The organism is Asticcacaulis aquaticus, assembly GCF_028550415.1.
Taxonomy (GTDB): domain Bacteria; phylum Pseudomonadota; class Alphaproteobacteria; order Caulobacterales; family Caulobacteraceae; genus Asticcacaulis; species Asticcacaulis aquaticus.
Genome location: NZ_JAQQKX010000005.1, coordinates 1 through 24,710, shown reverse-complemented (window position 1 = coordinate 24,710; position 24,710 = coordinate 1). Strand labels below are relative to the sequence as shown.

Sequence of the window (24,710 nt, the reverse complement as noted above, 5' to 3'; positions counted from 1 at the left end):
TCGTGGCCTTTTTCAATTATTTCGAATGCTCGGCGATCAGCGCATTGGACGCCGTCTCCAGCTGCGTCTTGATCTCGCTCATGAATTCGCCGCGCTTGAGACCAGCGGGCACCGGCGGCAGGAATTCGAACACCACCGTCCCGGGTTTGCGCGTAATGCCATGCGCGGGCCAGAACTGTCCCGAATTGGTCGCCATCAGGTGGCACGGATAGTCCACGTCGCGGTAAAGCGCGGCCACGCCCGGCTTATAGGCCGCATCCTCGCCGACGTCCGAGCGTGTCCCCTCAGGGAAGATCACGATCTGCCGCCCGTCCTCAAGACGGTCGCGTGTATCGGCGACCATGGCCTTGAGCGCCTTGGCCGCATCCTTGCGCTGAATCGGAATCATCTTCGTGCGCCAGATATACCAGCCGAAAAACGGCAGATAGGTCAGTTCCTTTTTCAGGATGAAACAGGTCTTATCCAGCACGACAAAGGGCGCAATGGTGTCAAGCATGCTGAGGTGCTTGCCCGCAATCAGGGCCGCACCGGTCGGGCGGTGTTCAAGCCCCCGGAACTCGACCTTGACGCCGCAAATGACCCGCAACCCCCACAGGGCCGTCTTCGCCCAGATACGGATGACCGTCATGCCCCAGGGCCGCGAGACCAGCATGAACGGCATGCCCAGAAGGCCGACCACGACCACGGCGCCGTACAGCCAGACGACGTAAACCAGCGAACGAATGAAATTCACGAAGCCGAACCTTCCGCCGACGCGTCGGGCGCGCCGTCTGTTTCTGGCTTGTCCTTGCTGAACAGGCCCTTGACGCTCAACAGCATATCGCGGCCCAGTATGGCAAGATATTTCGAATATTCGATCACTAGGGTCCGGCTGCCCGATCCCGATTTCCACCACGCCCGGGCGTCCAGAGACGGCGTCGCGACCGGATAGGGATGCAGCGTTGCACCCGGCAAGGTCGCCTTGATCTCCAGCAGACTGCGTGGCATGTGGTAGTCGGAGGTGACGACGATCAGGTCCTTGAACCCTTTGGCCTTCGCCCATTCGGCGACTTCGTGGGCGTTGCCGAGCGTCGTCTGCGCCTCGTACCCCAGATCGACGCAGCATTCGTACAGCCGCTTGTTGCCTTCGGTGACGGTCAGCAGTTCGTCACGGGTAACCTCGCGATTGACGCCGGAAATCAGCATCCGCGTACCTTTGCGCCGCTCCAGCAGCCGCATGCCTTCCTTGATGCGCATATCCGACGCCCCGGTCAGGACGACGATGGCATCGGCAGCCTGATCCGGCTCGGAGGCCGGTGTCGAGTCGATGACGCGATCGGCAAAGGCCAGAAGCCCCGCCGCCCACAAGACCACGATCAGAAGCACGGCAACGAGACGCCGCATCAGCTCTCCCCCAGCATCCTCAAGGTGACCGTCCGCGCCGTAAAGGCCGCGATTACCGCCGCCAGCAACGGACAAGGTATTAATACTAACAGGTCAAGCCACGAAAAGGGAAGGGCCAGCAGGAAGCTTTGTGACGCGGCTGTGACTTTAATGACCGCCATGACCGCGCCGGCCGCCCCCGCACCGAACAGACCGCTCAGGCCCGCCATGCGCGCGAAACGGTACTGAAACCGCCGGGCGATGAACAGGTCGGTCGCCCCGCACAGGCTCAGGACCTCGACGATATTGGCGCGCGCCGTCAGGCCCGCCCGCGTCGCAAAGCCCACCACGGCCGCCGCCGCCGAGGCGATGAGCAGGAAAATGCTGATCGAAATCAGCCGGATAATCAGGGCCGACTTTTCGATATCCTCAAGCCAGGTCGAATGGTCGTCGATGGTCGCGTCGATCTCCTTTTCCGCCAGGGCTTCGGACAGGGCGGCGGTTTTGGCAGGCGCCTTATCGTCCAGACGCACCTCGACCAGATTGGGCAGCGGCAGGTCTTCGAGAACGGCGTCGCCCAGCCACGGCTTGATCAGTTCCTTGGCGCGTTCGGGTTCTATGGCCGCCGCCTCCTTGACGCCCGAAACCCCGGCCAGCACTTCGGCGGCGCGCGCGGCGGCGACGGAACCGGTCTCCAGCCCCGTCGGACGGACCTGCACGGTGACTTCGGAGCGGATTTCGCGCGACCAGCCCGTCGCGGCGCGGTTCGACGCCAGCACGATCAGGAACGCCATCGAGGCGAGGAAAAACAGCACGGCGATGACGTAGCGCAGCGACACTTCGCGCGTGTCCTGAATCGGCAGCAAATCCTTGCGTTTCAGGGTCATGATCCCCCCCGTACCGTCGCCGTCAGATCGCGTTTGTGCACCCGACCCTCGCGCAGTTCCAGCACCGGCATCCCCGAGGCGCGGATCAGGGCTTCGTCGTGGGTGGCGATCAGCACGGTGGCCCCCAGCCGGTTCAGTTCGATGAAAAGCCGCATGATGCGCAAACCCATGGCGTGATCGATATTGCCGGTGGGCTCATCGGCGAGAATAAGCGTCGGACGATTGACCACGGCGCGCGCAATGGCCAGCCGCTGCTTCTCACCCCCCGACAGGACGTCCGGCATGGCGTGCAGCCGGGTTTTCAGCCCCACCCAGTTGAGCAGTTCCTGCACGTCGGCCTCGAACCGCTTCGGGTCTTCGCCGCGCACGAACAGCGGCAGGGCGGCATTGTCGAACACGTCGAGATGGTCGAGCAGACGGAAATCCTGAAACACGATGCCGATGCGGCGGCGAAGCTGGGCCGTCTGATTGCGGTTGGCATAGCTGATTCGTTCGCCAAACAGGCTGACTTCGCCGGTCGACGGCTTTTGCGACAGATAGATCATCCTGAGCAGTGAGGTCTTGCCCGCGCCCGACGGTCCGGTCAGGAAGTGAAACGACCCGGCTTCGAGCGAAAAGTTCAGGTCTTTCAGGATGTAATGGTCCGGATCGTGCCCCGTGTGGCCGTGCCCTTCGTAGCCCAGGCCCACGCCGTCGAACACGACCACCTGCCGGTGATCGGGCGCGAAAATATCGTCGTCTTCGGAGATCGGGGCCACGCGGTTTCCGTTAATCGCTTATCACTTGTTAAGAGTTTTGGGCCAAAAAGGTTAAACACCCGTTTTGGTTAACGGGCTTTATGCAGCGATTCGCCGAAAACATGCTTGTAACCTGTCCGAAATGCGCCCTGGCCTATGCCATAGACGACGCTCAACTGGGGCCGCAGGGCCGCACGGTGCGCTGCGCGGCGTGCAAGACGACGTGGCACGCGCATAAGGCCGAAGAGCCGATCGAGCTGCCGCTGGACAAGGCCGTCGAAAAGCCCGCCGTCAAGGCGCCCAAGAAGCTTGCCGAGGTCAAGGCCAAGAAAATCCCGTCGATGTACCGCGAGATGATCGAGGGCCAGAAACGCCATAAGGCGCTAATGGCGCAGGGCATCATCTGGAGCGCACTGGCCGCGACCTTCGTCATGATCATGGCCGGCGCCTATCTGTTGCGCGTCGATGTCGTGAAGTCCTTCCCGCGTCTGGCCGGGGCCTATGCTGCCGTTGGCGTACCGGTCAATGCCGCGGGTCTGGAATTCGTGTCGCAAAAGGCCGAGACCGTCCTGCGCGGGGGGCGTTTCGCCGTCACCGTGACCGCCGTCGTGCGCAATGTGCGCAACGAAGAAACCCCGGTCCCGCCGGTGCGCGTCAAGATTCTCGACGAACACGGTGCCGAGGTCGGCAGCATCCTCATCCCGCCGCAGGGCCTGACGGTCGAACCCAACGCCACGCGCACCCTCGTCTTCGATCTGCCCGACGCCCAGAACCAGATTAAGCTGTTCGATCTCGGCTTCGACATGCAGGCTATGAAGGATATGCAGCGCCTGCGTCCGTCGATGCTGAAAGGCGATCACGCCGATCCGGCGGAAGATCACGCCACGCCCGCCGCCCACGAAGGCGACGCTCACGGCGACGGACATGACGCTGCACCGGCAGGTCACGACGCACCGGTCGCCGATGCGGTGCCGATAGCCGAAGATCATGGCGATGGCCATGCCCCCGCCGATACGCACGAGCCGGCCCCCACGGACCACGCGCCCGAAACCCATGCCCCGGCGCAAAAACTGCCGGAGCTCAAGCCCGCGCACGGCGCGTCCGACGCAGGCCATCACTGATTTCAAACGTAACGGTCTGGCGCGGGGTTGATTTCTACACACGCCTCTAGGCCACGCTGCGTTTTGAAGGAAACGTAGCGTGGTCTGGATTCTTTAGTGGCCGCATGCTTGATGCGAAAAACCGGTTTCCACTTTTTCGCAGCATGCTCTATATCCTGAAACCTGTTTCTATTTTTACCGTTCCGGACCGTGCATGACCTACGACATCCTGCTGAGTGAAACCGACATCGCCGCGCGCATCGAAGCCATGGCCAAAGACATGGCCCCACGCCTGTCCGACGACACCATCGGGATTTGCCTCTTGTCCGGCGGTATCTGGTTTGCCGCCGACCTGACCCGGGCTCTGGCGCGGATCGGTCTCGGCATCGGGTTCGACTCGATGTGGCTGTCGTCCTACGGCGACGGACGCGAAAGCGGCGAGATGATCCTGCGCGCCGATTTGCAACGCCCGGTACAGGGCAAACAGGTGCTGATCATGGACGACGTCCTCGATACCGGTGCCTCGCTGAAATTCGCCCGCGACCATCTGCTGCGCGCCGGAGCAACCGAAGTCCTGACCGCCGTCATGGCATCCAAGCCCGTCGCCCGCCACATTGAAGCGGACTATGTCGGCTGGGAGGCCCCCAAGCGTTACCTCGTCGGCTACGGCCTCGATGACGGCGGACGTCTGCGCGGTCTGCCGTTTATCGGCGCGCTGGATTAATCGTGAAACAAGGTTACAGAAGCTATATTTTCAGATCCCTGCTGCTTTTGGTCGTCTGTGTTATAGTCTATTGCGTGGCTTATCTCTGCTTTCACACGGCACTTCCTGCCGGGTTGATAGCTGCGGGACTATATTTTCTGGGTTTCTGGAAGTGGGTGCGGCCCAAGCTATGCACCAGATGCCAAGGGCGTGGATTGTCTTTTATAAACGGGCCTGTTGCTTTTGCTTTGTGGAGCATACCGTTATCTAAATGCCGTATCTGCGAGAAAAAAATCTGGCATCTGGACAATAACAGCTAGCTTTTATCCAGATAATTGACGTTTAAAAATGCCAGTTCATCTGTCACTGAAATAGTCATTGTCTTCTGTGTTTGCAGAAACCTGAACACGCTCAACCCGCCCTGCGATTTAGCGGTTTGTAGAGCGATGCGTAGAGCCGGGACGACCTCGACCGACCACAGGGCGCATAGCGGATAGTCGCGTTCCCCCCTGAAATGGACGATCTCTGCGCCGGTTTTCCGCCGGGCGGCCACCAGTTGCGCCACCATATCCGGCGGCAGGTTCGGCATATCGCAGGGCGCGGTGATCAGGGCTTCCGCGTTTGCGGCTTGCGCGGCCAGGAGCCCGGACAACACCCCGCTCAGCGGCCCTAGCGCGGCCCAATCCGCATCGTCGTAAACCAGCGGCAACCCCAGTTCTGACAAGGCATCAGACAGGGGATGGCCAGCCGCCCCGGCATTGATCCATACCCCATCGACCTGAGGCGACAGGCGTTCGATCACCCGGTCGATCAGGGTGCTTCCGCCATGGGGCTGAAAGGGCTTGTTACCCCCCATCCGCACCCCGGCGCCACCGGCCAGAACCAGTCCGATCACGATAAACCTGCCTTTTTGCAAAACGTCATACGACCATAGTCGAAGGTTTACGTTAGCACCAAATCGTTACATGATTCGCGGCAAAAGCCCGGCTCCGCAACGCCGGATTTACAGGAAACGCTTTCATGATCGATCAGGCCCTTGCGCCCGCAGCTGAAGACCGCACCCACGACACAGCCGCGCTGATTGCCCGCATTTCCGACATCGCCGGATCGCTGGGGCTGGAACTCGTTTCGGTCTCCGGTGCCGTCGACACCGTCATCCGCCGCCACGGCGATCAGGCGAAAACGCTGGATACGCTGGCGCAGGCCGCCGCTGAAGTTTCCGCGCAAAACGCCCGTCTGGTCGAACTGGCCCGTGCCGCCGAAGGCACGCTCGACCGCTCGGCGCGCGAAACCGAACACCGTGTCGGCGAGGCACTCAATGCCATGAGCCAGTGGGTGCAAAGCGCCGAAGGCTCGGCCGCGCGCATCTCGTCCCTGTCGCAGTCCCTGTCTTCGGTCGGACACGTCGCCAAGTCGATCGAGACCATCGCCGCCAATACCAATCTACTGGCGCTCAATGCCACGATCGAGGCCGCCCGTGCGGGCGACGCCGGGCGTGGCTTTGCCGTCGTCGCGCAGGAGGTCAAGACCCTGTCCGGACAGACGCGCGAGGCGTCGCGCCATATTCAGCAGACGCTCGGCGCGCTGACTCAGGAAATCGACGCCCTGATGCGCATCAGCGAGGAGAACCTGAAAATGGCCCTGGCCATGTCGGGGCGCTCCGAAGGGGCGGAAACCGCGTCTCTGGCCGCCATCAGCGGGACATTCGCCCAGGTGCGGGAAACGGTTCACGCCGTGACCAACGGAGCGGGTCTGATCGAGGGCCGCTCGACCGACGTACAGACCGGTCTGTCCGCGCTTTCTGCCGATGTGGTGGCGCTGGACAAACTACTGGCGGAGGGCGGCAAACGCCTTGAGCGCGTGGCGATGGACGGCGAAGCCATCATGCAGGTCACCGCGTCGGCGGGCGTTCAGAATGCCGACAGTGCCATGGTGCGCAAGGCCGCGGAAACGGCTGCGCGCATCGGCGTCCTGTTCGAAGAGGCCCTGATCGCCGGCGATATCAGCGAGACAGACCTGTTCGATGAGCGTTATCAACCCATAGAAGACAGCGACCCACCACAGTATATGACACGTTTCGTCGCCCTCACCGACCGTCTGTTGCCGGACGTACAGGAACAGGTACTGGGATTTGACTCGCGCATATCTTTCTGCGCTGCGGTCGACCGCAAGGGCTTCCTGCCCACCCATAACCGCAAGTTTTCGCAACCCCAACGCCCTTTCGAACCCGAATGGAATGCCGCCAATTGCCGCAACCGTCGCCTGTTCAACGATCGCGTCGGCCTGCGGGCCGGACAAAACAACGGCTCGCCGCTGGTTCAGGCCTATCGCCGCGACATGGGCAACGGCGACTTCATCATGATGAAAGACGTTTCGGCACCTATTTTCGTGCACGGAAGACACTGGGGCGGATTTAGAATCGGTGTGAAGCTGTAAAGCTTTGCCAATCGCGGTTCTTTCGTTTTATCGTCCTGATACATTACTAACCGTGTCCCGTCCCCTCATACTCCCCCGGCGTGCCGGGGGAGGTGGCGTTTGAGCATTAAGCGAAAACGACGGAGGGGGGCCATCTCAGGTTCATCCCTCTGAGCAGGGGCAGGCCGGGCGAGCCCCCACCACCGCATCTAGCGCTTCGCGCGTCGTGCGGTCCCCCTCCCCAGTAAACTGGGGAGGTATGAAAGGCGGGTTTGCCGAAGAAAGACACCATGGTCGCGACCGCTACCCATTCCCGCCTCAAAGCCGCTGTCGGCTTTGCGACCCATATCGGCCGCCGCGAGGACAATCAGGACTTCGCCGCCTCGTGTCTGGCCGACGACGGTTCGCACCACGGGCTTGTCGCGGCGCTGGCCGATGGTGTGGGCGGACGCAAGGGTGGACGCGTCGCCGCCGAACTCAGCGTGCGCTCCTTCATCGACGACTATCTCAGCCAGACCGAGGCCCTGTCACCGCAAAAGACCGCCGGGCGAGCGCTGGAAAGCATCAATTACTGGATCTTCCGGCAAGGCGAAAAGGACGAGAACGTCAAGGGCATGAGTTGTGCCTTTACCGGCGTGGTCATCAAGGGCAACCGCCTGCACAGCTTCCACGTCGGCGACACGCGGCTCTATCGCTGGCGCGAGGGCTATCTGGGGCAGATGACGCGTGACCACAAGCCTCAGGGCGGTGAAGACTCGCCCTTTCTGACCCGCGCCATCGGCTTCGAAGAAGTGGTGCGCATCGATTACCGCATCCACGACATCTTTCCGCATGATCGCCTGTTGCTCTGTTCGGACGGCGTCCACGGCAAGGTGTCGGAGAACCAGATCAATACTATCCTGTCCGAGCGCCATTCCGCCGATGATACGGCTCAGAAGCTGGTCGATCTGGCCATCCATAACGGCGGCGACGACAACGCCACCGTGCTGGTCATCGACATTTTCGAGCTGCCGCCCGCCACGGTCAAGGATCTCGACGCGGCCATCGCCAAGCTGCCGATGCTCGATCCGCCCGAAACCGGCGCGATCGTCGACGATTTCAAGCTGGAAGCCATGCTGGCCGACGGTGTCTATAGCCGCGTCTTCCGCGCCCGCGACCTGTCGGCGACCGGACCCCAGTCGAACGTCCTGCTCAAATTCCCCAAGCCCCACAATCTGGGGGCCGAGACCATGGCACGCGCGGCCTTCGTGCGTGAGACCTGGGTGGCTAGCCGCGTCCAGCACATCTGGATCGGTTCGGTCCTGCAACTGCCGCCCAAAAGACAAACCTGTCTCTATGTCGCACAGCCTTTCTACGAAGGGGAAACGCTGGAGAAGAGACTGTCTCGTTCGCCGGAATTGAGCCTTGAGGAAGGTATCGACATCGCCACCAAGCTGGCCAAGGCGCTGGGGTCTTTGCACCGCGTCGGCATCATCCATCGCGACGTCAAGCCCGACAACATCATCCTGTTGAAAGACGGGGGGCTGAAACTGGTCGATCTGGGCTTCGCGCGTTTGCCCGCGCTTGATGAAAAGACCGGCATCCTGCCGCCGGGGACGAACAATTACATGGCGCCGGAACTGTTCGAAGGCCAGTGGGGGGATGAGCGCTCAGACATCTTCGCGTTGGGCGTGACCCTGCACCGCATGTTTACCGGCGGTTCCTATCCCTATGGCGAGGCCGAACCCTTTGCCAAGCCGGTGTTGAAACGCCCCGACCCGCTGACCAAAAAGCGCAAGGACGCGCCGGGCTGGTTGGAAAGCCTCATCCTGCAGGCCCTCGCCCCCAATCCGGACGAGCGCTTTCAGGATGGGTTCGAGATGGCCTTCAAGCTTGAAACCGGCTCCTACGGGGCCGCCCCGGCGTCATTGCGCAAGACCTATGGCGCCCCGCAACGTCCGTGGCAGATTGCGACGGCGGTCCTCACCGCGCTGGTATTGTGGCTTGGCGCGATGCAACTGGGCCTCTTGCCCGGTCTGGACGTCGAGCAGGTGAAAGCCGTGCTGCGTGAGCACGGCTTCCCAGATCTTTAGTCTTTCAGAAGTGCCTTGATTTTCGGATCAGCGGCAACCCACAGATCGACGGCCATCTTGCCGAAATAGTCCGAGCCCTTCGGGCCGGTATGGGTATAGTCGAAGGCCTGTGCATTGCCCTGCCCCTGCGAAGCGTCGGTGAAGACGGCGGGGACCGTCGTGCCCGTCGGCACGGCGTCGATAACGTTTTGCGGCACCGGCTGACCGGCCAGCGTCAGGGACTCGGCGATGCCCATTTCCTGAACCTTGATCTGGCCTTCGGCATAGAGATCGACCAGCGTCGTATCGGTGGTTTTGGCGATCAGGCGCGTCACCTGCGCCCACGGCAACAGGTCGTTCTGGACTTTGCCGTTCTTGAAATGACGTTGCGTCAGGGGCGTGACCAGAACCGGGGTCGCCCCGGCCTTTTTCACGTCCAGCACGTAGCCGCGCATGTTGGGGCCGAACTCGGTCTCAATATTGGTGTGACGTTCGGGCTTCGAGGAGCCGTCATTGTGGCCGAAGGCGACGAGGACATAGGTCTTGCCGAAGGATTTATCGGCCAGTTGCTCCATCACCTTGTCCCACAGGCCTTCGACGCGATAGCTCTTCGACGAGCGCCCGCCGCGCGCCGCATTGACGCAGACGACCTCGGGCTTGAACTGGGCGCAGAAGCCTTTGCCGTAGCCGGATTTGTCGGTCATGGTCGAGTCACCGACAAGGATGACGCGGGTAGGGCCGTTACCGGTGGGTTTTGCGGCAGGCTTTTCCGCCGCGCAAACAGGCGTGGCGAACAAAAGCGCGGCGGCGATCAGTGAACGGCGAAGCATGGTGTTTCCTTTTTTATGATTGATAGCTCCCTCTCCCTCAGGGAGAGAGAAGCTTGGTTGATTGATGTTGAGCATACACTATCGGTTATGCGTGTAAAAATAAATCGTTTGCGCGTTGGATTTTGTACCATTGCGGACATATATAGTGCGCTGCACCTACATGCCCGAAAGCTTCCGATCCGTCATGACCACGCCCGCTGCCACCGCCAAACCACCCTCGAAATTCGCAACCACGATGGCCGTGCTCAAGCCCTATCTGTGGCCTAAGGATCGCGCCGATCTGCGCTGGTACGTGGTCGCCGCCCTGTTCGCGCTGGTGCTGGGCAAGGTGTTCACCGTCCTGATGCCCTATACCTATAAGTGGGCGACCGATGCGCTGGACCCGAAAAATGTCACTGTGACCAACCTGCTGCTGGCCTCGCCGATCCTGATGGTGCTGGCCTATTCGGCGGCGCGTCTGGCGGCCAATGCGCTTAATCAGGTCCGCGACGCCCTGTTCGCCCCGGTGGGGCAGCACGCCGTGCGCGGCCTGGCCAACCGCACCTTCATTCACCTGCATCAGTTGTCGCTGCGTTTCCACCTGCAACGCCGCACGGGCGGCCTGTCGCGGGTCATCGAGCGCGGCTCGACCGGCATCGAGACCATCGTCCGCCTGACCATCCTGATGGGCGTGCCGACGATCATCGAATTCTTCCTGACCGCGGCCATCATCGGGCACGAATATAATTGGATGTACGTGGTCATCATTGCGGTGACCGTGTGGCTCTATGTGTGGTTCTCGATCGTCGCCTCGAACTGGCGCATCAAAATCCGCAAAGACATGAACGACGCCGATACGGATTCGATGTCGAAGGCCGTGGATTCGCTGCTGAACTACGAAACCGTCAAATATTTCAACAACGAAGGCCTCGAATCCACCCGCTATAACGGCGCGACGGCCAAGTACGAAAAGGCCGCCATCAAGACCTATACCTCGCTGGCCTGGCTCAATCTTGGGCAAGCGGTGATCTTCACCGTCGGCATGGGCGCGGTGATGTGGATGTCGGCGCGCGAAGTCATGGCCGGCGGTCAGACCATTGGCCACTTCGTCATGATCAACGCCCTGATGGCGCAATTGTCGATCCCGCTGAACTTCATCGGGACGCTGTATCGCGAAATCACCACGTCTCTGACCGACATGGACGCCATGTTCAAACTGCTCGACGAGCCCGCCGAGGTGGTCGATAATCCCGATGCCGCCGACCTCGTGGTCAGCAACGGCGCAATCCGCTTCAACGATGTCGTCTTCTCTTATGATGCCGACCGCCCGATCCTCAAGGGCGTGTCGTTCGAGGTCCCGGCCGGCAAGACCGTCGCCATCGTCGGGCCGTCGGGCGCGGGCAAGTCGACCATTTCGCGCCTCCTGTTCCGCTTCTACGACGTCAAGGGCGGCTCGATCGAGATCGATGGGCAGGACATCCGCGCCGTCAACCAGACCTCGCTGCGCAAGGTTATCGGCATGGTGCCGCAGGACACCGTCCTGTTCAACGACACCATCGCCTACAATATCGCCTATGGCCGCGCCAATGCCACCGAAGCCGATGTGGTCGATGCCGCGAACAAGGCCCAGATCAGCGGTTTCATCGCCACCCTGCCGCAGGGCTTCAATACCGAGGTCGGCGAGCGCGGGCTGAAGCTGTCAGGTGGTGAAAAGCAACGCGTGGCCATTGCGCGGACGCTGTTGAAATCGCCGCCGATCCTGCTGCTGGATGAGGCGACCTCGGCGCTGGATACCCATACCGAGCGCGAAATTCAGGCCTCGCTGGACGAGGTGTCGGCCAACCGCACGACTCTGGTCATCGCTCACCGCCTCTCGACCGTCGTTGGGGCCGATGAAATTCTGGTACTGAAAGACGGGGTTGTCGCCGAACGCGGCACCCATGCGCAACTGATGAAGATCAGCGGCATCTATCACAGCATGTGGGAGCGTCAGAAGGCCGCCGATCAGGCCCGCGATCAACTGGCCAAGGCGCTGGAAGCTGAGGAAAAGGTCGAGGCCGCACCGGCGGAGTAAAAGGGCTTACGCCGCCGTCCACCCGCCGTCGATTGATTGCAGCGACCCGGTGATCGAGCGTCCGGCGTCCGAACACAGGAACACGACCAGTTCGGCAATGTCGTCGGTTTCGACGAATTTTTTGGTCGGCTGGGCCGCCAGAAGGACGTTTTTCACCACCTCTTCTTCGGTGATGCCGCGCGCCTTCGCCGTGTCGGGGATCTGCTTTTCGACCAGCGGCGTCAGCACGTAACCCGGGCAGATGGCGTTGCAGGTGATGCCGTGCTCTGCCCCTTCCAGCGCGATGGTTTTCGTCAGACCGGCAATGCCGTGCTTCGCCGCCACATAGGCCGACTTGAACGGCGAGGCGACCAGCGCGTGGGCCGAAGCGATATTGACGATGCGTCCCCAGCCCTTGTCCTTCATCGCCTTGAAGCTGAGGCGCGTCGTGTGGAAGGCCGAGGACAGGTTGAGCGCGATGATGGCGTCCCACTTTTCGATCGGGAAATCCTCGATCGGCGAGACGAACTGAATCCCGGCATTGTTGACGAGGACATCTAGCCCGCCCAAACGCTCATGCGCATCGGAAATCAGGGTCGCGATCTGATCCGGCTTGGTCAGATCGGCACCGTTGAAACAGACCTCGACGCCGAATTCCGCTGCGATGCCCGCGCGGATATTTTCGATGTCGTCGGGGTTGCCCATGCCGTTGAGCATGATCTTCGCGCCATTGGCAGCCAGCTTGCGGGCGATGGCCAGACCTATGCCTGAGGTGGAGCCGGTAACGAGGGCGGTTTTTCCTGACAGCATAGGGTATCTCCTTACTATTCCTTTGGCGGTTCCGGGGTATCTTCGGATTGGGGCGCTTTTGCGGTCGAAGCCACATTGAGCGCCTGCAGGCCGCACTGTTCCACGAAGCTCATGGTGGCGCGCGTCTGGTTCTGGCTATATTTGACGCAGGTCTTGGCCCACTGGCTCTGCAGTTCGCGCAGTTCCGCCGGGTCACGCGTCCGCGAAGCCTCCTGCATCAACGACAGGGCGTCACGCGTGAAATCGGTGGTTTCCTGAGCGTAACGGTGCGAACTGGTCGAAATCATCTCGATCAGATTGACCAGAGAGCGCGTCGCCAGCTGTTGCTGGGCGCCCATCAGCTTGAGGCCTTTTTCGAACGGTGAATCCGGATTGGTCATGGTGCATCCTCCCCCCTTTGTTTTCCGTCGGTCAGGGTTACGATAATCTAACTCCATTTTTTCCATAATCGCTAGTGTCCTGAATCTGAAATTCGCATGATCTCGATATCGACCTGTGGCGAATTTCAGATTCAATAGGACACTAGTTAATTATTGAATCTAGTATCGTTTTGAATTCGAAGTTCGCTTTGCGCCTGATATCAAAATGAGGCGAACTTCGAATTCACGATACTAGCCCGATTTTACGCGGATTGTGCATCGCAGCAGGCGTCTGAACCTCCAAACGTGACATCTTTTTAACGCGGCGGCCCCTTCACAGGTTTCGGAAAGCGCTTTAGACATAAATGATACGATTTTATGCAGGCGGGGCCGGATTTCATGACGCACATACTGATTGTCGAAGACGATGTCGAAGCGGCCCTGACCATGCAGAAGGGCCTCAAGGAACAGGGCTTCGACTCGACCGTGACGCATGACGGCGAAGCCGGGCTAAAGGCCCTGCGCGGCGGGGCGTTCGACGTGGTGGTGCTCGACCGGATGATGCCGGGGCTCGACGGTGTGTCGATGCTGGAAATCGCCCGCTCCGAAGGCATGGATATCCCCGTGCTGTTCCTCAGCGCTTTGGGCGAACTCGAAGACCGCGTCTATGGCCTCAAGGCCGGGGCGGACGACTATCTGGTCAAGCCCTATGCTCTGGTCGAGCTGGTCGCGCGCGTCGAGGCCCTGCTGCGCCGCAAGGACACCGGTGCCGTCGAATCCGTGCTGCGCGTCGGCGAGCTTGAGATGAACCTGATTACCCGCGTCGTCAAACGCGGCACGACCGAAATCGACCTGCAACCGCGCGAGTTTCAGCTGCTCGAATTCCTGATGCGCCATGTCGGCCAAAGCGTGACCCGCACCATGCTGCTGGAGAAGGTCTGGGCCTATCATTTCGACCCGCAGACCAATGTCATCGACGTGCATATCTCGCGTCTGCGCGCCAAGCTCGACAAGGGTTTCGACAAACCTATGCTGCACACCGTGCGCGGTGAAGGCTATCAGTTGAAAGCCTGATGCCGTTCCGCATCCCAAATTTACGGAACCTGAGTTTTAGTTCCAACGTTTTCCGTCAGACGCCGTTCCGTCTGACCCTGATGTTCATCACCGTCTACTCTTTCGTGGCGGTGCTGATCTTCGCCTATATCTACATCGCCTCGTCATCCGAAACCAAGGCCGTGTCGGACGCTCAGGTCAGGTCGCGCATCGACTATCTTGAGGAAGTCTATCGCGAACAGGGCGAGGCGGCGGTGCTGGAGACCCTGGTCGAGGAAGACATCACCGAGTGGTTCTTCATCAAGAACATCTACGACGATCAGGGCCGCGTTCTGGCGCAGAACCGCCGTGCGATGACCGAGGTCACGCCGCGCGTCTTCAACCATATCCGCGAACGCATCAAAACCTTGCCCGATGCGCGCGCACCGTTTCAGATCAATTACCGCCTGACCGATCCGGCGGGACAGCGCAAGGCCTATGCCTATCGTGGGCAGGTCCTGACGCTCAGGCCCGGCCTCAACCTCTATGTCGGCATGGACACCTCGTGGTCGGAAAAGGGTTTCGACATGGGTTTCAAGGCCCTGTGGGGCGGTGGCGTGCTGGTCATCGTGCTGGGGCTGTTCGCCGGCATGATCATCAATAACGAGGTGTCGCGCTCGGTGCAGGGCCTGATGCAGGTCTTCGACGCCGTCAAGGAAGGCGATCTCAAGGCACGCGCGAAATTGCGCCATTCCGGCGACGAATTCGACGCGCTGGCGCAGCGGGTCAACGAGACGCTGGACCGCATGGAAAAGACCATGGGCAATCTCAAATACGCTGGCGACGCCATCGCACACGACCTGAGGACGCCGCTGTCGCGGTTGCGCTCAAAGCTGGAGGTGTCGCTCTACGACGTCGAGAAAGACCCGTCGCACGCCCCCGAAGTGATCGAGAAGGCTCTGGCCGAAACCGATCAGTTGCTGCGCACCTTCCAGACGGTGTTTTCGATGTCTCGCCTTCAGGCCGCCGGTCAGGCACCGGATCAGAAACCGTTCGACGCGACGGCTCTGGCCATGGACATGTGCGAGCTGTTCGAGATTCTGGCTGAGGACAAGGGGCTGGAGTTTACGTCGGAAATCGACAAGGGCGTCACGGCCTTCGGCAACCGCGATTTTCTGGCTCAGGCGCTGGCCAACCTGCTCGACAATGCCATCAAATATACCCAGACCGGCGGCATCACGCTGCGCCTGCGCCTCACTTCGCGGCAGGAGGTCGAGTTCTCGGTTACCGATACCGGTCAGGGCGTCCCCGAAGCCGACCGCGCCCGCATCACGCAGCGTTTCGTGCGGCTGGAAAATTCACGCTCCCTGCCGGGTGTGGGGCTGGGACTATCGATGGTCGAGGCCGTCGCCGTCGCGCACCGCGGTCGCCTGACGATCGATGAGGGGCCGGGGGTATATAAGGATCAGGGCCCGGGATTGCGTACCGCGCTGGTCCTGCCGCCGTATGAGGGGTGAGTGAGAAAAAATGTTGGTATTCTAAAAATTGCACCCTAAATATATTCAACCATATATATTTGACTGATCAATAGACTCGACTTGGCTCTTAGCTATCACCCTAAACGCGGCACCATAGTTGCTGTAAATTTTGATAAGGCGTTCAAAGAGCCTGAAATGGTGAAGCCGCGTCTATGCGTTGTCATATCGCCGCCGATTGCCGCACGCGTCGGATTGTGTACCGTTGTCCCCTTAAGTACAACGGTTCCAAACCCGCCGCAGGCTTATCATTACCAACTGGATATACCTTTTCAGTTACCTGCGGCGTGGGGCAATATACCCCGTTGGGTAAAAGGCGATATGATATATGCGGTTGGTCTTCACCGTGTAGATCTCCTCCGACTGGGGAAGGATGCCAATGGTAAGCGAATTTATCAGTTGAGCCGACTTTCGGATGTACACATGAAGGCTATTAGTCATTGCGTACTGTACGGCTTGGGTATTCCACCCCTTTGACATTTTGAGCGATCTTGCCTATATTGACAGCGTGGCGGCTCTGTCTTTTGACATCCGCATTAAGACCCTGACAAGGGCCACTGACCACCTAGCGACGTCAAGCTATGGTCAGTGTCGTAATATTCCGATTTGCATCGGGCATGACTAAAAAACTTGCGGGGCTTGAAAATAGCCTTCGCCGCCCGAAAGGGAGCCAATAGCAGAGGCCTCGGATTCGTCCGGGGCCTTTTGTTTTACGCCAGTCCTCTGTGCACGGCGGCCAGAGTCGCTTCGGCACGGGACGAGACATTGAGCTTCTGATAGATCGTTTTGACGTAGCTGGCGACCGTCTGCCCTTTCAGATTCAGGCGTTTGGCGATCTCGTTGATGGTCAGGCCGCGCGCCAGAAGCGTCAGGGTCTCGGTCTCGCGGCTGGTGAGCGGGACGCCCGACGCGCTGACCTGAGGGCGTTTCTGGAAATGCGTCAGGAGTCGCCGCGCGATCGACGGCGACAAAGGCGGTTCGCCCTGTTCGATGCGTTTCAGATAGCCCACAAATTGTTCCGGCGCCTGATCCTTGAGCAGATAGCCCTGTGCCCCGGCGGATATGGCCTCGAACAGGTGCGCGTCGTCGTCATAGATCGAGGCGACCACGCTGACCGCCTTGGGGAACTCCACCGTCAGGCGATGGATCAGGCAGACGCCCGACCCGTCCGGCAGGCCCAGATCGACCAGCACCAGCCACAGGCGCTCCGGCGTGGCGGCAAAATGATCGAGCCACAGATTGGCGTCGCGCCGCGTCGCCGCATCGACGATCTCGGCGTCCGGATAGGCCTCGGTCAGGGCCGCGCGCATCCAGTCGCGCGTTCTGGGCTGATCCTCGATCAGCAGGCAGACCGGCTTTCCGGCCCGGAATACACCGTCATCCATACGCGTCCATCCCCGATAAAGGGCGTTCCGTCACCGGCAGGTGCAAGGTGACGGATACGCCGGTTTCACTTGATATGTCGGCGCGCCCGCCGGCGGCGGCAAAACGCGCGCGCAGCCCCGGCAGGCCGCTGCCCTCGGTCAGGCCGGCATCGAGCCCCCTGCCATCGTCCGCGATCGTCAGCGTCAGACCGTCATCCATTCGCGTTCCGGCGATGACCTGCGCGGCACCCGAATGACGGATGATGTTCGACACGATTTCGCGCACACCGGAGACCAGCGCCTTTTGCTGAGCGTGATCGATGACCGCATCGGTATCCTGCGCAAGCTCCCAGTCGAGCGCGATCCCCGCGGCCTCCAGTCGCCCCGCCGCTTCGGCCCGCACATCGGCCAGCACGTGACCGAGCGGAGCGGCCTCGGCCAGCATAGCGGACGACAGGGTGCGGATATCGGCCAGCGCCGATTGCAGGATCGGCCGGGTCCGGTCGTCGGCGACCATCAGGCCCGACAGCAGCCGCGCGCCGACATCGTCGTGCAGATCCTGCGCGACCTTGCGCCGCTCGGCCTTCGCCCCGCGTTCATAGGCCTCCAGCCCCGCCACGCCGCTGTCGATCAGGGCCCATAACTGCCGCACCTGATGTTCCTGCGCCGGGGTGAACAGACTGCGCCCCAGACGCGGCTCGTTCAGGCGCAGGGACTGCCCCGGCTCGAAGGACGGTACACACAACGCCATGCCTTCGGCCTCGATGGCGGCGACCGGCACCGCGCCCGCAACCGCGTCGATACGCAGGGGCTCGAATAGACCGTGCAGCAGGTTGGCCCAGCGATCGGCGCGCTCCGTCGCCGGCGCGTGGACGATGTCGAGCGCGGCGGCAAAACGCGCCTCGCCATCCAGCGCCTTGCCGCGTACGATCCGTCGCCACAGCCCGTCGCGCAATGGCAGGTAGCCGAAGGCGATCAGCAGCATGGACAGGGTCATGGCCGGGGACTGCCCCAGATGCGCGACATAGACCAGCGCCGCGTCGAGCGCGATGAACAGCACGGCGGCCAGGGCAAAGAACAGAATCCGAAAGGCCCAGTCGCCCGCCTCGAACAGGCGGAACCGGCTGACGGCGAAGGCCAGCCCCAGATAGATGACAAGGAAGCTCAGGAAGGCATAGGCTTCGGGCATGGCCGTCAGATCACCTGACAGGGCGTAGAGCGTGACCACCGTCATCCACGCCACGGTCCCCAGCGCCACCGACACCCCCAGCCAGACCAGCGCCGCCCGTCCGCGCGGATCGCGCCGCGTCGCCACCGCCTGCGCCGCGATCAGGCCGAGAATCCCCAGCGTATGGATACCGTTGACGAGGTACGTCCCGCCGGGCGAGCCCAGAAGCCGCATCTGATCGGCAACGACGATCGGCACGACGCTGAACAGCATGGCCAGCGCCCAGTTGCCGGACGTCAGCCGCCGCGGATAGAGCATCAGCAACGCCAGAATCGATGTGCCGAACAGCGCCGCCCCGGCGTGGTTGAGCACCATCAGAGACAGGAACAGGTGCGGCTCAACCGCCAGAGGCCGCGCGCCATAGACGGCCATGCTCAGGGCCGACACCATCAGACCAAAGGCATTGAGGAACAGCAGTCGCGTCACCAGGTCACGCGGTCGCATCGCCCACACCCAGCCACCGATAAAGAAAACGATCAGACCGGTGATCACCGGCGACCAGAAGGCGGGCGGCAGGTCGGCCATTGTGCGCGGCTGCGGCCTCAGATCCTGCACCGGGCCGCCGTCGATCCACACCCGAATGAAATCACCCTGCGCCATGCGGTTCAGCACCGCCTGACGCGACAGGAAGCGGTCATAGTCGGCATAGCCGGGCAGGGTGTCGGGCTCAGGCACGAAATCCGCGGCTTCCGGCGTGAACAATAGCACCTTAAGATTGGACAGGCCTGTGACGCGGCCTTCGCCATCGTCAGTTATCAGATAGACGGCGTCATCCCTGGCCACGAACCGCCCGCTGAACTGCGGCAGGTTAAGCGCGGCCCATAGCGTCAGCACGACCAGGGCAACCGTGGCCACCGCCACGCCCCACAGGGCGGCATTGCCCAGCAGGCGGTCAAGAGCGGCTTTGGACGGCAGGCGCGTATCGGACACGGGTGGACATGACTTTCTGGATATGGCCCGCCCTGTAACGAGGTCGCAATTCAGGCCTTATTTTGGTCGCAATCATTACCCCCAAACGCGGGGGTCGCCAAATGACAATTACTGAAAGGAAGATTGCCTTGCGTCTTTTTATTCAACGGTGACGGATTTGCCGCGGCTCATTAAAGGCGGTGACAGTCCGCGATAAGCGCCCTAATCTGCGGCGGCATAATTGGGACAGGGATCATCATGAGCACTACGACCATCGGCTGGGTTGCCCCGGCCGTCGATATCCCGACCCTCGACGCCGAAGTGACAAGGGACACGGGCTATGCGGTGGTGGCAGAGGCCACCTCGCCCGGCGGCGTGATCCGGGTGCGCATCGGGCTCGATAAGGAAGGCCGCGCCGCCTATATGGTCGACCGCAAGGGGCGGCCCGTCATCGCCCCGTCGCGGCTGGGATTCATCCTGACCGACCACCCCAAGCTCGACCGGCATTTCGCGCTGGAAGCCGCGACTACCACGACGCACGACGAGACGTGGGAACAGCCGTGGGGTGAATGGCAATTCCGCCGCGACCACCACACCGAATTGCGCGTCGATCTGGTTCAGGCAAAATTCGAAAACCGTCGGATGAGTGTCGTGTTTCGCCTGTTCGATGACGGGGTCGGGTTCCGCTACGTTTTCCCCGATCAGGCGCAATTGCCGGTCCTCAACATCAGCGACGAACTGACCGAATTTGCGGTGGTGGATTCTGCGACGGCCTTCTGGAACGTCGCGGGGGAATGGAGCCGCGAAGAATATATCGTCCAGCAGACGCCGCTGGCCGAGGTCTCACAATCGCAGACGCCGATGACGGTCAAGACCGACTCGGGCCTTTACATCGCCTTTCACGAAGCCGCCCTGATCGACTATGCCGCCGCGTGGCTGCGCCGGGTCGACGGGCAGCGGCTCAAGGTGCGGCTGGCCCCCTCGTCCACCGGCCCGAGCGTGACGCGCCCCGCCCCCTTTGCGACGCCGTGGCGCACGATGATCATCACCGACACCGCGCCGGACCTCTATCATTCGCCGCTGATGCTGAACCTGAATGAGCCCAATATTCTCGGCGATGTGAGCTGGGTCGAGCCGTTCAAATATGTCGGCATCTGGTGGGACATGCACCTTGGGCTCAAAACGTGGGAGGCCGGGCCTAACCACGGCGCGACAACCGAATATACCAAGCGCTATATCGATTTCGCCGCTGCGCACGGCTTTCGCGGCGTGCTGGTCGAAGGCTGGAACCTCGGCTGGGAAGACTGGTTCGCCACCGGGCACCTGTTCGATTTCGTAGAGGCCTATCCCGATTTCGACCTCGCCGAGGTCGCCGCCTATGCGCGCGAAAAAGGCGTCCGCATCGTCGGCCACCACGAAACGGCGGGCAATGCCGCGCGCTACGAAGCCCAGATGGAGGCGGCCTTTGCGCTTTATCTGCAGCACGGCGTCGATTCGGTGAAGACCGGTTATGTGGCCGACGCGGGCGGCGCGCAACTGAGCGCCCCCGATGGCACCGTGTATTTTACGTGGAACGACAGTCAGGACATGGTACGCCACTTCCAGCGCGTCACCGAAACGGCAGCAAAGTACCGAATCGCCGTCAATACGCACGAGCCTATCAAGGACACCGGCCTGCGTCGCACCTGGCCCAACTGGGTGTCGCGCGAAGGCCAGCGCGGCATGGAATATAATTGCTGGGGTAATCCGCCGAACCCGCCGGAGCATGAGGTCAATCTGGTCTTTACGCGGATGCTCTCCGGGCCGATGGACTTCACGCCGGGGATTTTATCACTGCAAGGCAACGGTCAGCCGATCTATTCGACCAAGGCCAAGCAACTGGCGCTCTATGTCGTGCTCTATTCGCCGATCCACATGGCGGCCGATCTGATCGAACATTACGAGCGCGATATGGCGGCGTTCCAGTTCATCAAGGATGTCCCCACCGACTGGAGCGACACACGGATGCTCAGCGGCGAACCGGGCGAACACGCGCTGATCGTGCGTAAGACACGCGGCGGGCGCGACTGGTATCTGGGCGCCGTGACCAATGCAGAGGCCCGTCAGGTCACTGTGGCGCTCGATTTCCTCGATCCGGGCGCTTATGAAGCCCAGATATACCGCGACGGCGACGATGCCGATTTCCGCACGGAAACCCGGCACTCACTGGTTATCGAGACGCGCAATGTCACCGCCGCCGACAGCCTGACACTCTACCTTGCGCCCGGCGGCGGGCAGGCCATCCGCTTTCGCGCCCTGTGACACTTCCCTCCTTTGGGAAATGCCGCCCACAGCCGCATTTAATTTTTATTTTTGGAAGGCTACCCATAAAGCCGTTATAAAAACCTGTATTTCGACTGGCTTATTGTTTTCAGAGGACGCCTGATGATCGAGAAAAAGAACACTATTCTTGTGGTGGATGACGAAGATGAAATCCGCAAGATGCTCAACATCTTTCTCGATGTCGCGGATTTCAAGGTTGTCGAAAGCGAGAACGGCAAGCAGGCGATTCGCTTGTCGGCCTCGGTCAAGCCGGACCTGATTCTGCTCGATCTCGGCCTGCCCGACATCGACGGCAAGGAAGTGATCCAGACGATTCGTCAGTGGTCGAATATCCCCATCATCGTCCTGACCGCGCGTTCCGAAGACATGGATGCCGCCGCCGCCCTGAACCTCGGCGCCGATGACTACGTGACCAAGCCCTTCTCCGCCGAAGTTCTGCTGGCGCGCATCAACGCCAACCTGCGCAAATCGGTCGTCAAGGAAGTCGGCGAGCCCGACGTCACCAACGGCCCGATCCGCATGGACCTGGTGCGCCACGAAGTCTTCATCGAGGAAAAGAAGGTCCCCTTCACACCGAAGGAATACGACCTGCTGCGCTTTTTCCTCGTCAACCGCGGGCGCATGTTGACGCATAAGCAGATCCTCAAGGAAGTCTGGGGCCCGGCCCACGTCGACGATACGCAGTATCTGCGCGTCTATATCGGTCAGGTCCGCGAAAAGCTGGAGGCGAAGGAAGGCCTGTCGAAGGCCATCGTCTCGGAATCCGGCATCGGTTACCGCATGGAGGTCGTCGCTTAACAGCCCCCTCCGGTTAAGCGCTCTCCCTGCGAAGAAACGGCGGCCGCGCCCCAACGGCCGCCGTTTTATTTTTTATTCCGGTTTTACGCCGATGAAATGACACCATTTTGTATTCTTATGCCCTGAGGCGCAGGATGGTCTTCGAGCTGATATTCAACTACTTACGGAGACTTTCCATGTTGAGATGGGTCATCACCTTTTTCATTCTGGCCGTCGTGGCCGCCCTGTTCGGTTTCTCCGGCCTCGCCGGCACGTTCGCCGATATCGCCAAGTTCATCGCCGTGATCTTCGTGGTGCTGTTCATCGCCGGTCTGGTTTACAATGCGATCACCGGACGCAGTGCAAACCCGCGATTATAGTGGACGCAAATGCGCAAACAAAACCCCCCGCCGAAGTTCGGCGGGGGGTTTTGTTATGTCAGCCCCTTGGCTCGATGAGTTGAGTTTTCATGGTTCGTTGTGTGTCATCGAGGGCCATGCGGATGAGGGATTCCATGCACCACCTTGCAGCACCAGCATCCTGACGCCGGATGGCGTCATAGACCCGGCGGTGGTCCGGCACCGGGTCGCGCAGCAGCGGCCCCGAGCGCTGCTTGAACCGCGTCGACCACGCCACCGCCGCGCCTATGGAATGCGATAAACTGGCCAGAGCCTCGTTCCCCGTCGCGTTCATCAGCGCGTCGTGGAACTCCAGATCCGCCTTGCGTCCCGCTTCGGTCGCCAGCGTCTCCGTCTCCATCACGTCCAGCGCCGCATCCATCTGCTTCAGATGCGCCTCGGTGCGCCTGAGCGCCGCCAGCTCCGCCGCCGCCGGTTCCGTGATCAGCCGCAGCTCGAACAGCCCCTTGATGAAGTCTTCCGACGGCTCGGTCTCGAACATCCAGCCCAGAACCTCCGGATCGAGGATGTTCCACCGCTTGCGCTCGGTGACCTTGGTCCCGGCCTTGGGGCGGCTCTCGACCATGCCCTTGGCCGCCAGAATCCGGATCGCCTCGCGATAGGCCGAGCGCGAGATGTCCAGAGTGGAACTCGAATCGATCTCGTTCGGCAGGACCTGACCCGGGGCATAGACGCCCTTGAGGATATCGACCCCCAGCCGGTGCGCCAGCGCTCCGTGCAGCCGCCCCTGAAACGTCAGGCCGAAGCTTTGCGCCTGATCGGACACCGGTGTGCGGCGAAGCGGCGGATGCGAAGGTGTATCGATGGTCATTCTGTTTTTTGTTTCCACGTCCGGTACTTTGCCCCCTCTCCCCTGCGGGGTGAGGGTTGGGGTGAGGGGGAAATGCGTCCACCACCTCTGTGGCTACCCGTTCCCCCTCACCCGGTGCTGCGCACCACCCTCTCCCTCAGGGAGAGGGGAAATTTAAGATTCGTCGCGGCCATCATAAACACGATTTGACAAACGCGAAAGCGCGGCCTAAGTCACAATCAATTGTCTGAGTTATATCACATAATCCTGAGGGAAGCGCCATGACCTTACGCCTGATCCAGTTCGTCGACGCCCACGGGGCGCGCGGTGTCGCCGCCGGTGAGGACGACGGTTCCGCCAGGGTCATCCTCGGCGTCACCTCGACCTACGAACTGGCCCGCGCCGCCATCGCGGCCAAGCGTTCGATTGCCGATCAGGTCGCCCAACAGGGCCTCGGTGAAGGCGTCGATATCGCGCTGGCCCTGTCGGAAGGTCGTATCCTCTCGCCGATCGACCATCCGGATCCGGCGCACCTGCACCTGACCGGCACGGGCCTGACGCACCTCGGCTCGGCCGAGGGCCGCGATAAGATGCACACCAAGGCCAAGGAAGCCGGCGAAGAGAACCTGACCGACTCGATGCGCATGTTCCTGATGGGCGTGAAGGGCGGCAAGCCGGCATCGGGCGCGGTCGGCGCGCAGCCGGAATGGTTCTACAAGGGCAACGGTCACGGTCTGGTCGGTCCGGGCGAGGCGCTGGTCTCGCCGGACTTTGCCGAAGACGGCGGCGAGGAGCCGGAAATGGCCGGAATCTACGTCATCGGCGACGACGCTCAGGCCTATCGCATCGGCTTTGCCCTGGCCAACGAGTTCTCGGACCACGTGGTCGAGAAGCAGAACTATCTGTGGCTGGCCCATTCGAAGCTGCGTCCGGCGTCGCTCGGCGTCGAAATCCTGACGGGCGACCTGCCCGCCCACGTCGAGGGCACGTCGAAGATCGTCCGCGGCAACGAAGTGATCTGGCAGAAGCCGTTCATCTCGGGCGAGGA

General features: G+C 61.4%; 23 protein-coding genes. 12 read left to right on the top strand and 11 right to left on the bottom strand.

Annotation, left to right across the window (positions count from 1 at the left end):
* Positions 1-16: 16 nt before the first annotated feature.
* From PQU92_RS07585 to PQU92_RS07570, 4 genes are read right to left on the bottom strand one after another with little or no spacing between them, the layout of a single operon-like run.
* On the bottom strand, positions 17-733 hold the full coding sequence (locus tag PQU92_RS07585; protein WP_272747614.1) for a lysophospholipid acyltransferase family protein: 717 nt from the start codon (positions 731-733) through the stop codon (positions 17-19).
* A complete protein-coding gene (locus PQU92_RS07580) occupies positions 730-1,383 on the bottom strand; it encodes a YdcF family protein (protein WP_272747613.1) in 654 nt (217 codons plus the stop codon). The genes PQU92_RS07585 and PQU92_RS07580 overlap by 4 nt, the downstream gene beginning before the upstream one ends.
* Positions 1,383-2,249 carry a cell division protein FtsX gene (locus PQU92_RS07575; protein WP_272747612.1) on the bottom strand — a complete coding sequence of 289 codons (867 nt, stop codon included), beginning with the start codon at positions 2,247-2,249 and terminating at the stop codon, positions 1,383-1,385. Before PQU92_RS07575 ends, PQU92_RS07580 begins: the two co-directional genes overlap by 1 nt.
* On the bottom strand, positions 2,246-3,007 hold the full coding sequence (locus PQU92_RS07570; protein WP_438263812.1) for a cell division ATP-binding protein FtsE: 762 nt from the start codon (positions 3,005-3,007) through the stop codon (positions 2,246-2,248). Before PQU92_RS07570 ends, PQU92_RS07575 begins: the two co-directional genes overlap by 4 nt.
* Before the next feature lie 101 nt (positions 3,008-3,108).
* On the opposite strand from PQU92_RS07570, the gene PQU92_RS07565 reads away from it, so the two are divergent.
* Both PQU92_RS07565 and PQU92_RS07560 read left to right on the top strand, forming a co-directional pair.
* Positions 3,109-4,107 carry an MJ0042-type zinc finger domain-containing protein gene (locus PQU92_RS07565; protein ID WP_272747611.1) on the top strand — a complete coding sequence of 333 codons (999 nt, stop codon included), beginning with the start codon at positions 3,109-3,111 and terminating at the stop codon, positions 4,105-4,107.
* A gap of 193 nt (positions 4,108-4,300) precedes the next feature.
* Positions 4,301-4,810: a phosphoribosyltransferase gene (locus PQU92_RS07560; protein WP_272747610.1), complete on the top strand. Its 510-nt coding sequence runs from the start codon at positions 4,301-4,303 to the stop codon at positions 4,808-4,810.
* 295 nt (positions 4,811-5,105) lie between these two features.
* Here PQU92_RS07560 and mobA read toward each other — a convergent pair whose 3' ends face one another.
* Positions 5,106-5,684 (bottom strand): molybdenum cofactor guanylyltransferase, encoded by a 579-nt coding sequence (gene mobA / locus PQU92_RS07555; RefSeq protein ID WP_272747609.1) that lies wholly within the window; start codon positions 5,682-5,684, stop codon positions 5,106-5,108.
* A gap of 125 nt (positions 5,685-5,809) precedes the next feature.
* Between mobA and PQU92_RS07550 the strand changes: the two genes are divergently transcribed.
* Together PQU92_RS07550 and PQU92_RS07545 are read left to right on the top strand one after the other, a co-directional pair.
* Complete coding sequence (locus PQU92_RS07550; RefSeq protein WP_272747608.1) at positions 5,810-7,225, top strand: methyl-accepting chemotaxis protein; 1,416 nt, start codon at positions 5,810-5,812, stop codon at positions 7,223-7,225.
* 269 nt (positions 7,226-7,494) lie between these two features.
* Positions 7,495-9,276: a bifunctional protein-serine/threonine kinase/phosphatase gene (locus tag PQU92_RS07545; RefSeq protein WP_272747607.1), complete on the top strand. Its 1,782-nt coding sequence runs from the start codon at positions 7,495-7,497 to the stop codon at positions 9,274-9,276.
* Here PQU92_RS07545 and PQU92_RS07540 read toward each other — a convergent pair.
* Positions 9,273-10,085, bottom strand: coding sequence for an SGNH/GDSL hydrolase family protein (locus PQU92_RS07540; RefSeq protein ID WP_272747606.1), 813 nt, complete (start codon positions 10,083-10,085; stop codon positions 9,273-9,275). The genes PQU92_RS07545 and PQU92_RS07540 overlap by 4 nt on opposite strands.
* A 184-nt stretch (positions 10,086-10,269) precedes the next feature.
* Between PQU92_RS07540 and PQU92_RS07535 the strand changes: the two genes are divergently transcribed.
* Complete coding sequence (locus PQU92_RS07535) at positions 10,270-12,138, top strand: ABCB family ABC transporter ATP-binding protein/permease (protein WP_272747605.1); 1,869 nt, start codon at positions 10,270-10,272, stop codon at positions 12,136-12,138.
* Between the two features lie 6 nt (positions 12,139-12,144).
* On the opposite strand, the gene PQU92_RS07530 is transcribed toward PQU92_RS07535, so the two are convergent.
* Positions 12,145-12,927, bottom strand: a complete 783-nt coding sequence (locus PQU92_RS07530; RefSeq protein ID WP_272747604.1) for a 3-hydroxybutyrate dehydrogenase — start codon at positions 12,925-12,927, stop codon at positions 12,145-12,147.
* A 14-nt stretch (positions 12,928-12,941) separates the two neighbouring features.
* On the bottom strand, positions 12,942-13,307 hold the full coding sequence (locus PQU92_RS07525) for a phasin (RefSeq protein ID WP_272747603.1): 366 nt from the start codon (positions 13,305-13,307) through the stop codon (positions 12,942-12,944).
* Between the two features lie 378 nt (positions 13,308-13,685).
* On the opposite strand from PQU92_RS07525, the gene PQU92_RS07520 reads away from it, so the two are divergent.
* The 3 genes from PQU92_RS07520 to PQU92_RS18855 all read left to right on the top strand — a co-directional run bounded on the left by PQU92_RS07520 (position 13,686) and on the right by PQU92_RS18855 (position 16,330).
* Positions 13,686-14,360 (top strand): response regulator transcription factor, encoded by a 675-nt coding sequence (locus PQU92_RS07520; protein WP_272747602.1) that lies wholly within the window; start codon positions 13,686-13,688, stop codon positions 14,358-14,360.
* A complete protein-coding gene (locus PQU92_RS07515; protein ID WP_272747601.1) occupies positions 14,360-15,835 on the top strand; it encodes a sensor histidine kinase in 1,476 nt (491 codons plus the stop codon). Before PQU92_RS07520 ends, PQU92_RS07515 begins: the two co-directional genes overlap by 1 nt.
* 81 nt (positions 15,836-15,916) lie before the next feature.
* Positions 15,917-16,330 carry a type II toxin-antitoxin system PemK/MazF family toxin gene (locus tag PQU92_RS18855; RefSeq protein WP_368407098.1) on the top strand — a complete coding sequence of 138 codons (414 nt, stop codon included), beginning with the start codon at positions 15,917-15,919 and terminating at the stop codon, positions 16,328-16,330.
* 233 nt (positions 16,331-16,563) lie between these two features.
* On the opposite strand, the gene PQU92_RS07510 is transcribed toward PQU92_RS18855, so the two are convergent.
* Together PQU92_RS07510 and PQU92_RS07505 are read right to left on the bottom strand one after the other, a co-directional pair.
* Complete coding sequence (locus tag PQU92_RS07510) at positions 16,564-17,238, bottom strand: LuxR C-terminal-related transcriptional regulator (RefSeq protein WP_272747600.1); 675 nt, start codon at positions 17,236-17,238, stop codon at positions 16,564-16,566.
* Positions 17,231-19,375, bottom strand: coding sequence for a sensor histidine kinase (locus PQU92_RS07505; protein WP_272747599.1), 2,145 nt, complete (start codon positions 19,373-19,375; stop codon positions 17,231-17,233). The genes PQU92_RS07510 and PQU92_RS07505 overlap by 8 nt, the downstream gene beginning before the upstream one ends.
* 237 nt (positions 19,376-19,612) lie before the next feature.
* On the opposite strand from PQU92_RS07505, the gene PQU92_RS07500 reads away from it, so the two are divergent.
* The 3 genes from PQU92_RS07500 (at position 19,613) to PQU92_RS07490 (ending at position 22,833) form a co-directional block, all read left to right on the top strand.
* Positions 19,613-21,655 carry a glycoside hydrolase family 97 protein gene (locus PQU92_RS07500; protein WP_272747598.1) on the top strand — a complete coding sequence of 681 codons (2,043 nt, stop codon included), beginning with the start codon at positions 19,613-19,615 and terminating at the stop codon, positions 21,653-21,655.
* A 123-nt stretch (positions 21,656-21,778) separates the two neighbouring features.
* Complete coding sequence (locus tag PQU92_RS07495; RefSeq protein WP_023460869.1) at positions 21,779-22,474, top strand: response regulator; 696 nt, start codon at positions 21,779-21,781, stop codon at positions 22,472-22,474.
* A 176-nt stretch (positions 22,475-22,650) separates the two neighbouring features.
* The gene (locus PQU92_RS07490) at positions 22,651-22,833 is read left to right on the top strand and encodes a DUF1328 domain-containing protein (protein ID WP_023460866.1); all 183 of its coding nucleotides are present in this window, start codon (positions 22,651-22,653) and stop codon (positions 22,831-22,833) included.
* Between the two features lie 58 nt (positions 22,834-22,891).
* Here the strand turns inward: PQU92_RS07490 and PQU92_RS07485 are convergent, their stop codons facing one another.
* On the bottom strand, positions 22,892-23,683 hold the full coding sequence (locus PQU92_RS07485) for a FadR/GntR family transcriptional regulator (protein WP_272747597.1): 792 nt from the start codon (positions 23,681-23,683) through the stop codon (positions 22,892-22,894).
* Positions 23,684-23,943: 260 nt separating this feature from the next.
* On the opposite strand from PQU92_RS07485, the gene araD1 reads away from it, so the two are divergent.
* The coding region (araD1, locus tag PQU92_RS07480) for an AraD1 family protein (protein ID WP_272747596.1) at positions 23,944-24,710 on the top strand (767 nt) is incomplete at its 3' end.

Coding starts and splice junctions, on each gene's coding strand:
- PQU92_RS07580 (WP_272747613.1), bottom strand. CDS start 1,383: ATGCGGCGTCTCGTTGCCGTGCTTCTGATCGTGGTCTTGTGGGCGGCG.
- PQU92_RS07575 (WP_272747612.1), bottom strand. CDS start 2,249: ATGACCCTGAAACGCAAGGATTTGCTGCCGATTCAGGACACGCGCGAA.
- PQU92_RS07565 (WP_272747611.1), top strand. CDS start 3,109: ATGCTTGTAACCTGTCCGAAATGCGCCCTGGCCTATGCCATAGACGAC.
- PQU92_RS07560 (WP_272747610.1), top strand. CDS start 4,301: ATGACCTACGACATCCTGCTGAGTGAAACCGACATCGCCGCGCGCATC.
- PQU92_RS07550 (WP_272747608.1), top strand. CDS start 5,810: ATGATCGATCAGGCCCTTGCGCCCGCAGCTGAAGACCGCACCCACGAC.
- PQU92_RS07545 (WP_272747607.1), top strand. CDS start 7,495: ATGGTCGCGACCGCTACCCATTCCCGCCTCAAAGCCGCTGTCGGCTTT.
- PQU92_RS07540 (WP_272747606.1), bottom strand. CDS start 10,085: ATGCTTCGCCGTTCACTGATCGCCGCCGCGCTTTTGTTCGCCACGCCT.
- PQU92_RS07535 (WP_272747605.1), top strand. CDS start 10,270: ATGACCACGCCCGCTGCCACCGCCAAACCACCCTCGAAATTCGCAACC.
- PQU92_RS07530 (WP_272747604.1), bottom strand. CDS start 12,927: ATGCTGTCAGGAAAAACCGCCCTCGTTACCGGCTCCACCTCAGGCATA.
- PQU92_RS07525 (WP_272747603.1), bottom strand. CDS start 13,307: ATGACCAATCCGGATTCACCGTTCGAAAAAGGCCTCAAGCTGATGGGC.
- PQU92_RS07520 (WP_272747602.1), top strand. CDS start 13,686: ATGACGCACATACTGATTGTCGAAGACGATGTCGAAGCGGCCCTGACC.
- PQU92_RS07515 (WP_272747601.1), top strand. CDS start 14,360: ATGCCGTTCCGCATCCCAAATTTACGGAACCTGAGTTTTAGTTCCAAC.
- PQU92_RS07510 (WP_272747600.1), bottom strand. CDS start 17,238: ATGGATGACGGTGTATTCCGGGCCGGAAAGCCGGTCTGCCTGCTGATC.
- PQU92_RS07500 (WP_272747598.1), top strand. CDS start 19,613: ATGAGCACTACGACCATCGGCTGGGTTGCCCCGGCCGTCGATATCCCG.
- PQU92_RS07495 (WP_023460869.1), top strand. CDS start 21,779: ATGATCGAGAAAAAGAACACTATTCTTGTGGTGGATGACGAAGATGAA.
- PQU92_RS07490 (WP_023460866.1), top strand. CDS start 22,651: ATGTTGAGATGGGTCATCACCTTTTTCATTCTGGCCGTCGTGGCCGCC.
- PQU92_RS07485 (WP_272747597.1), bottom strand. CDS start 23,683: ATGACCATCGATACACCTTCGCATCCGCCGCTTCGCCGCACACCGGTG.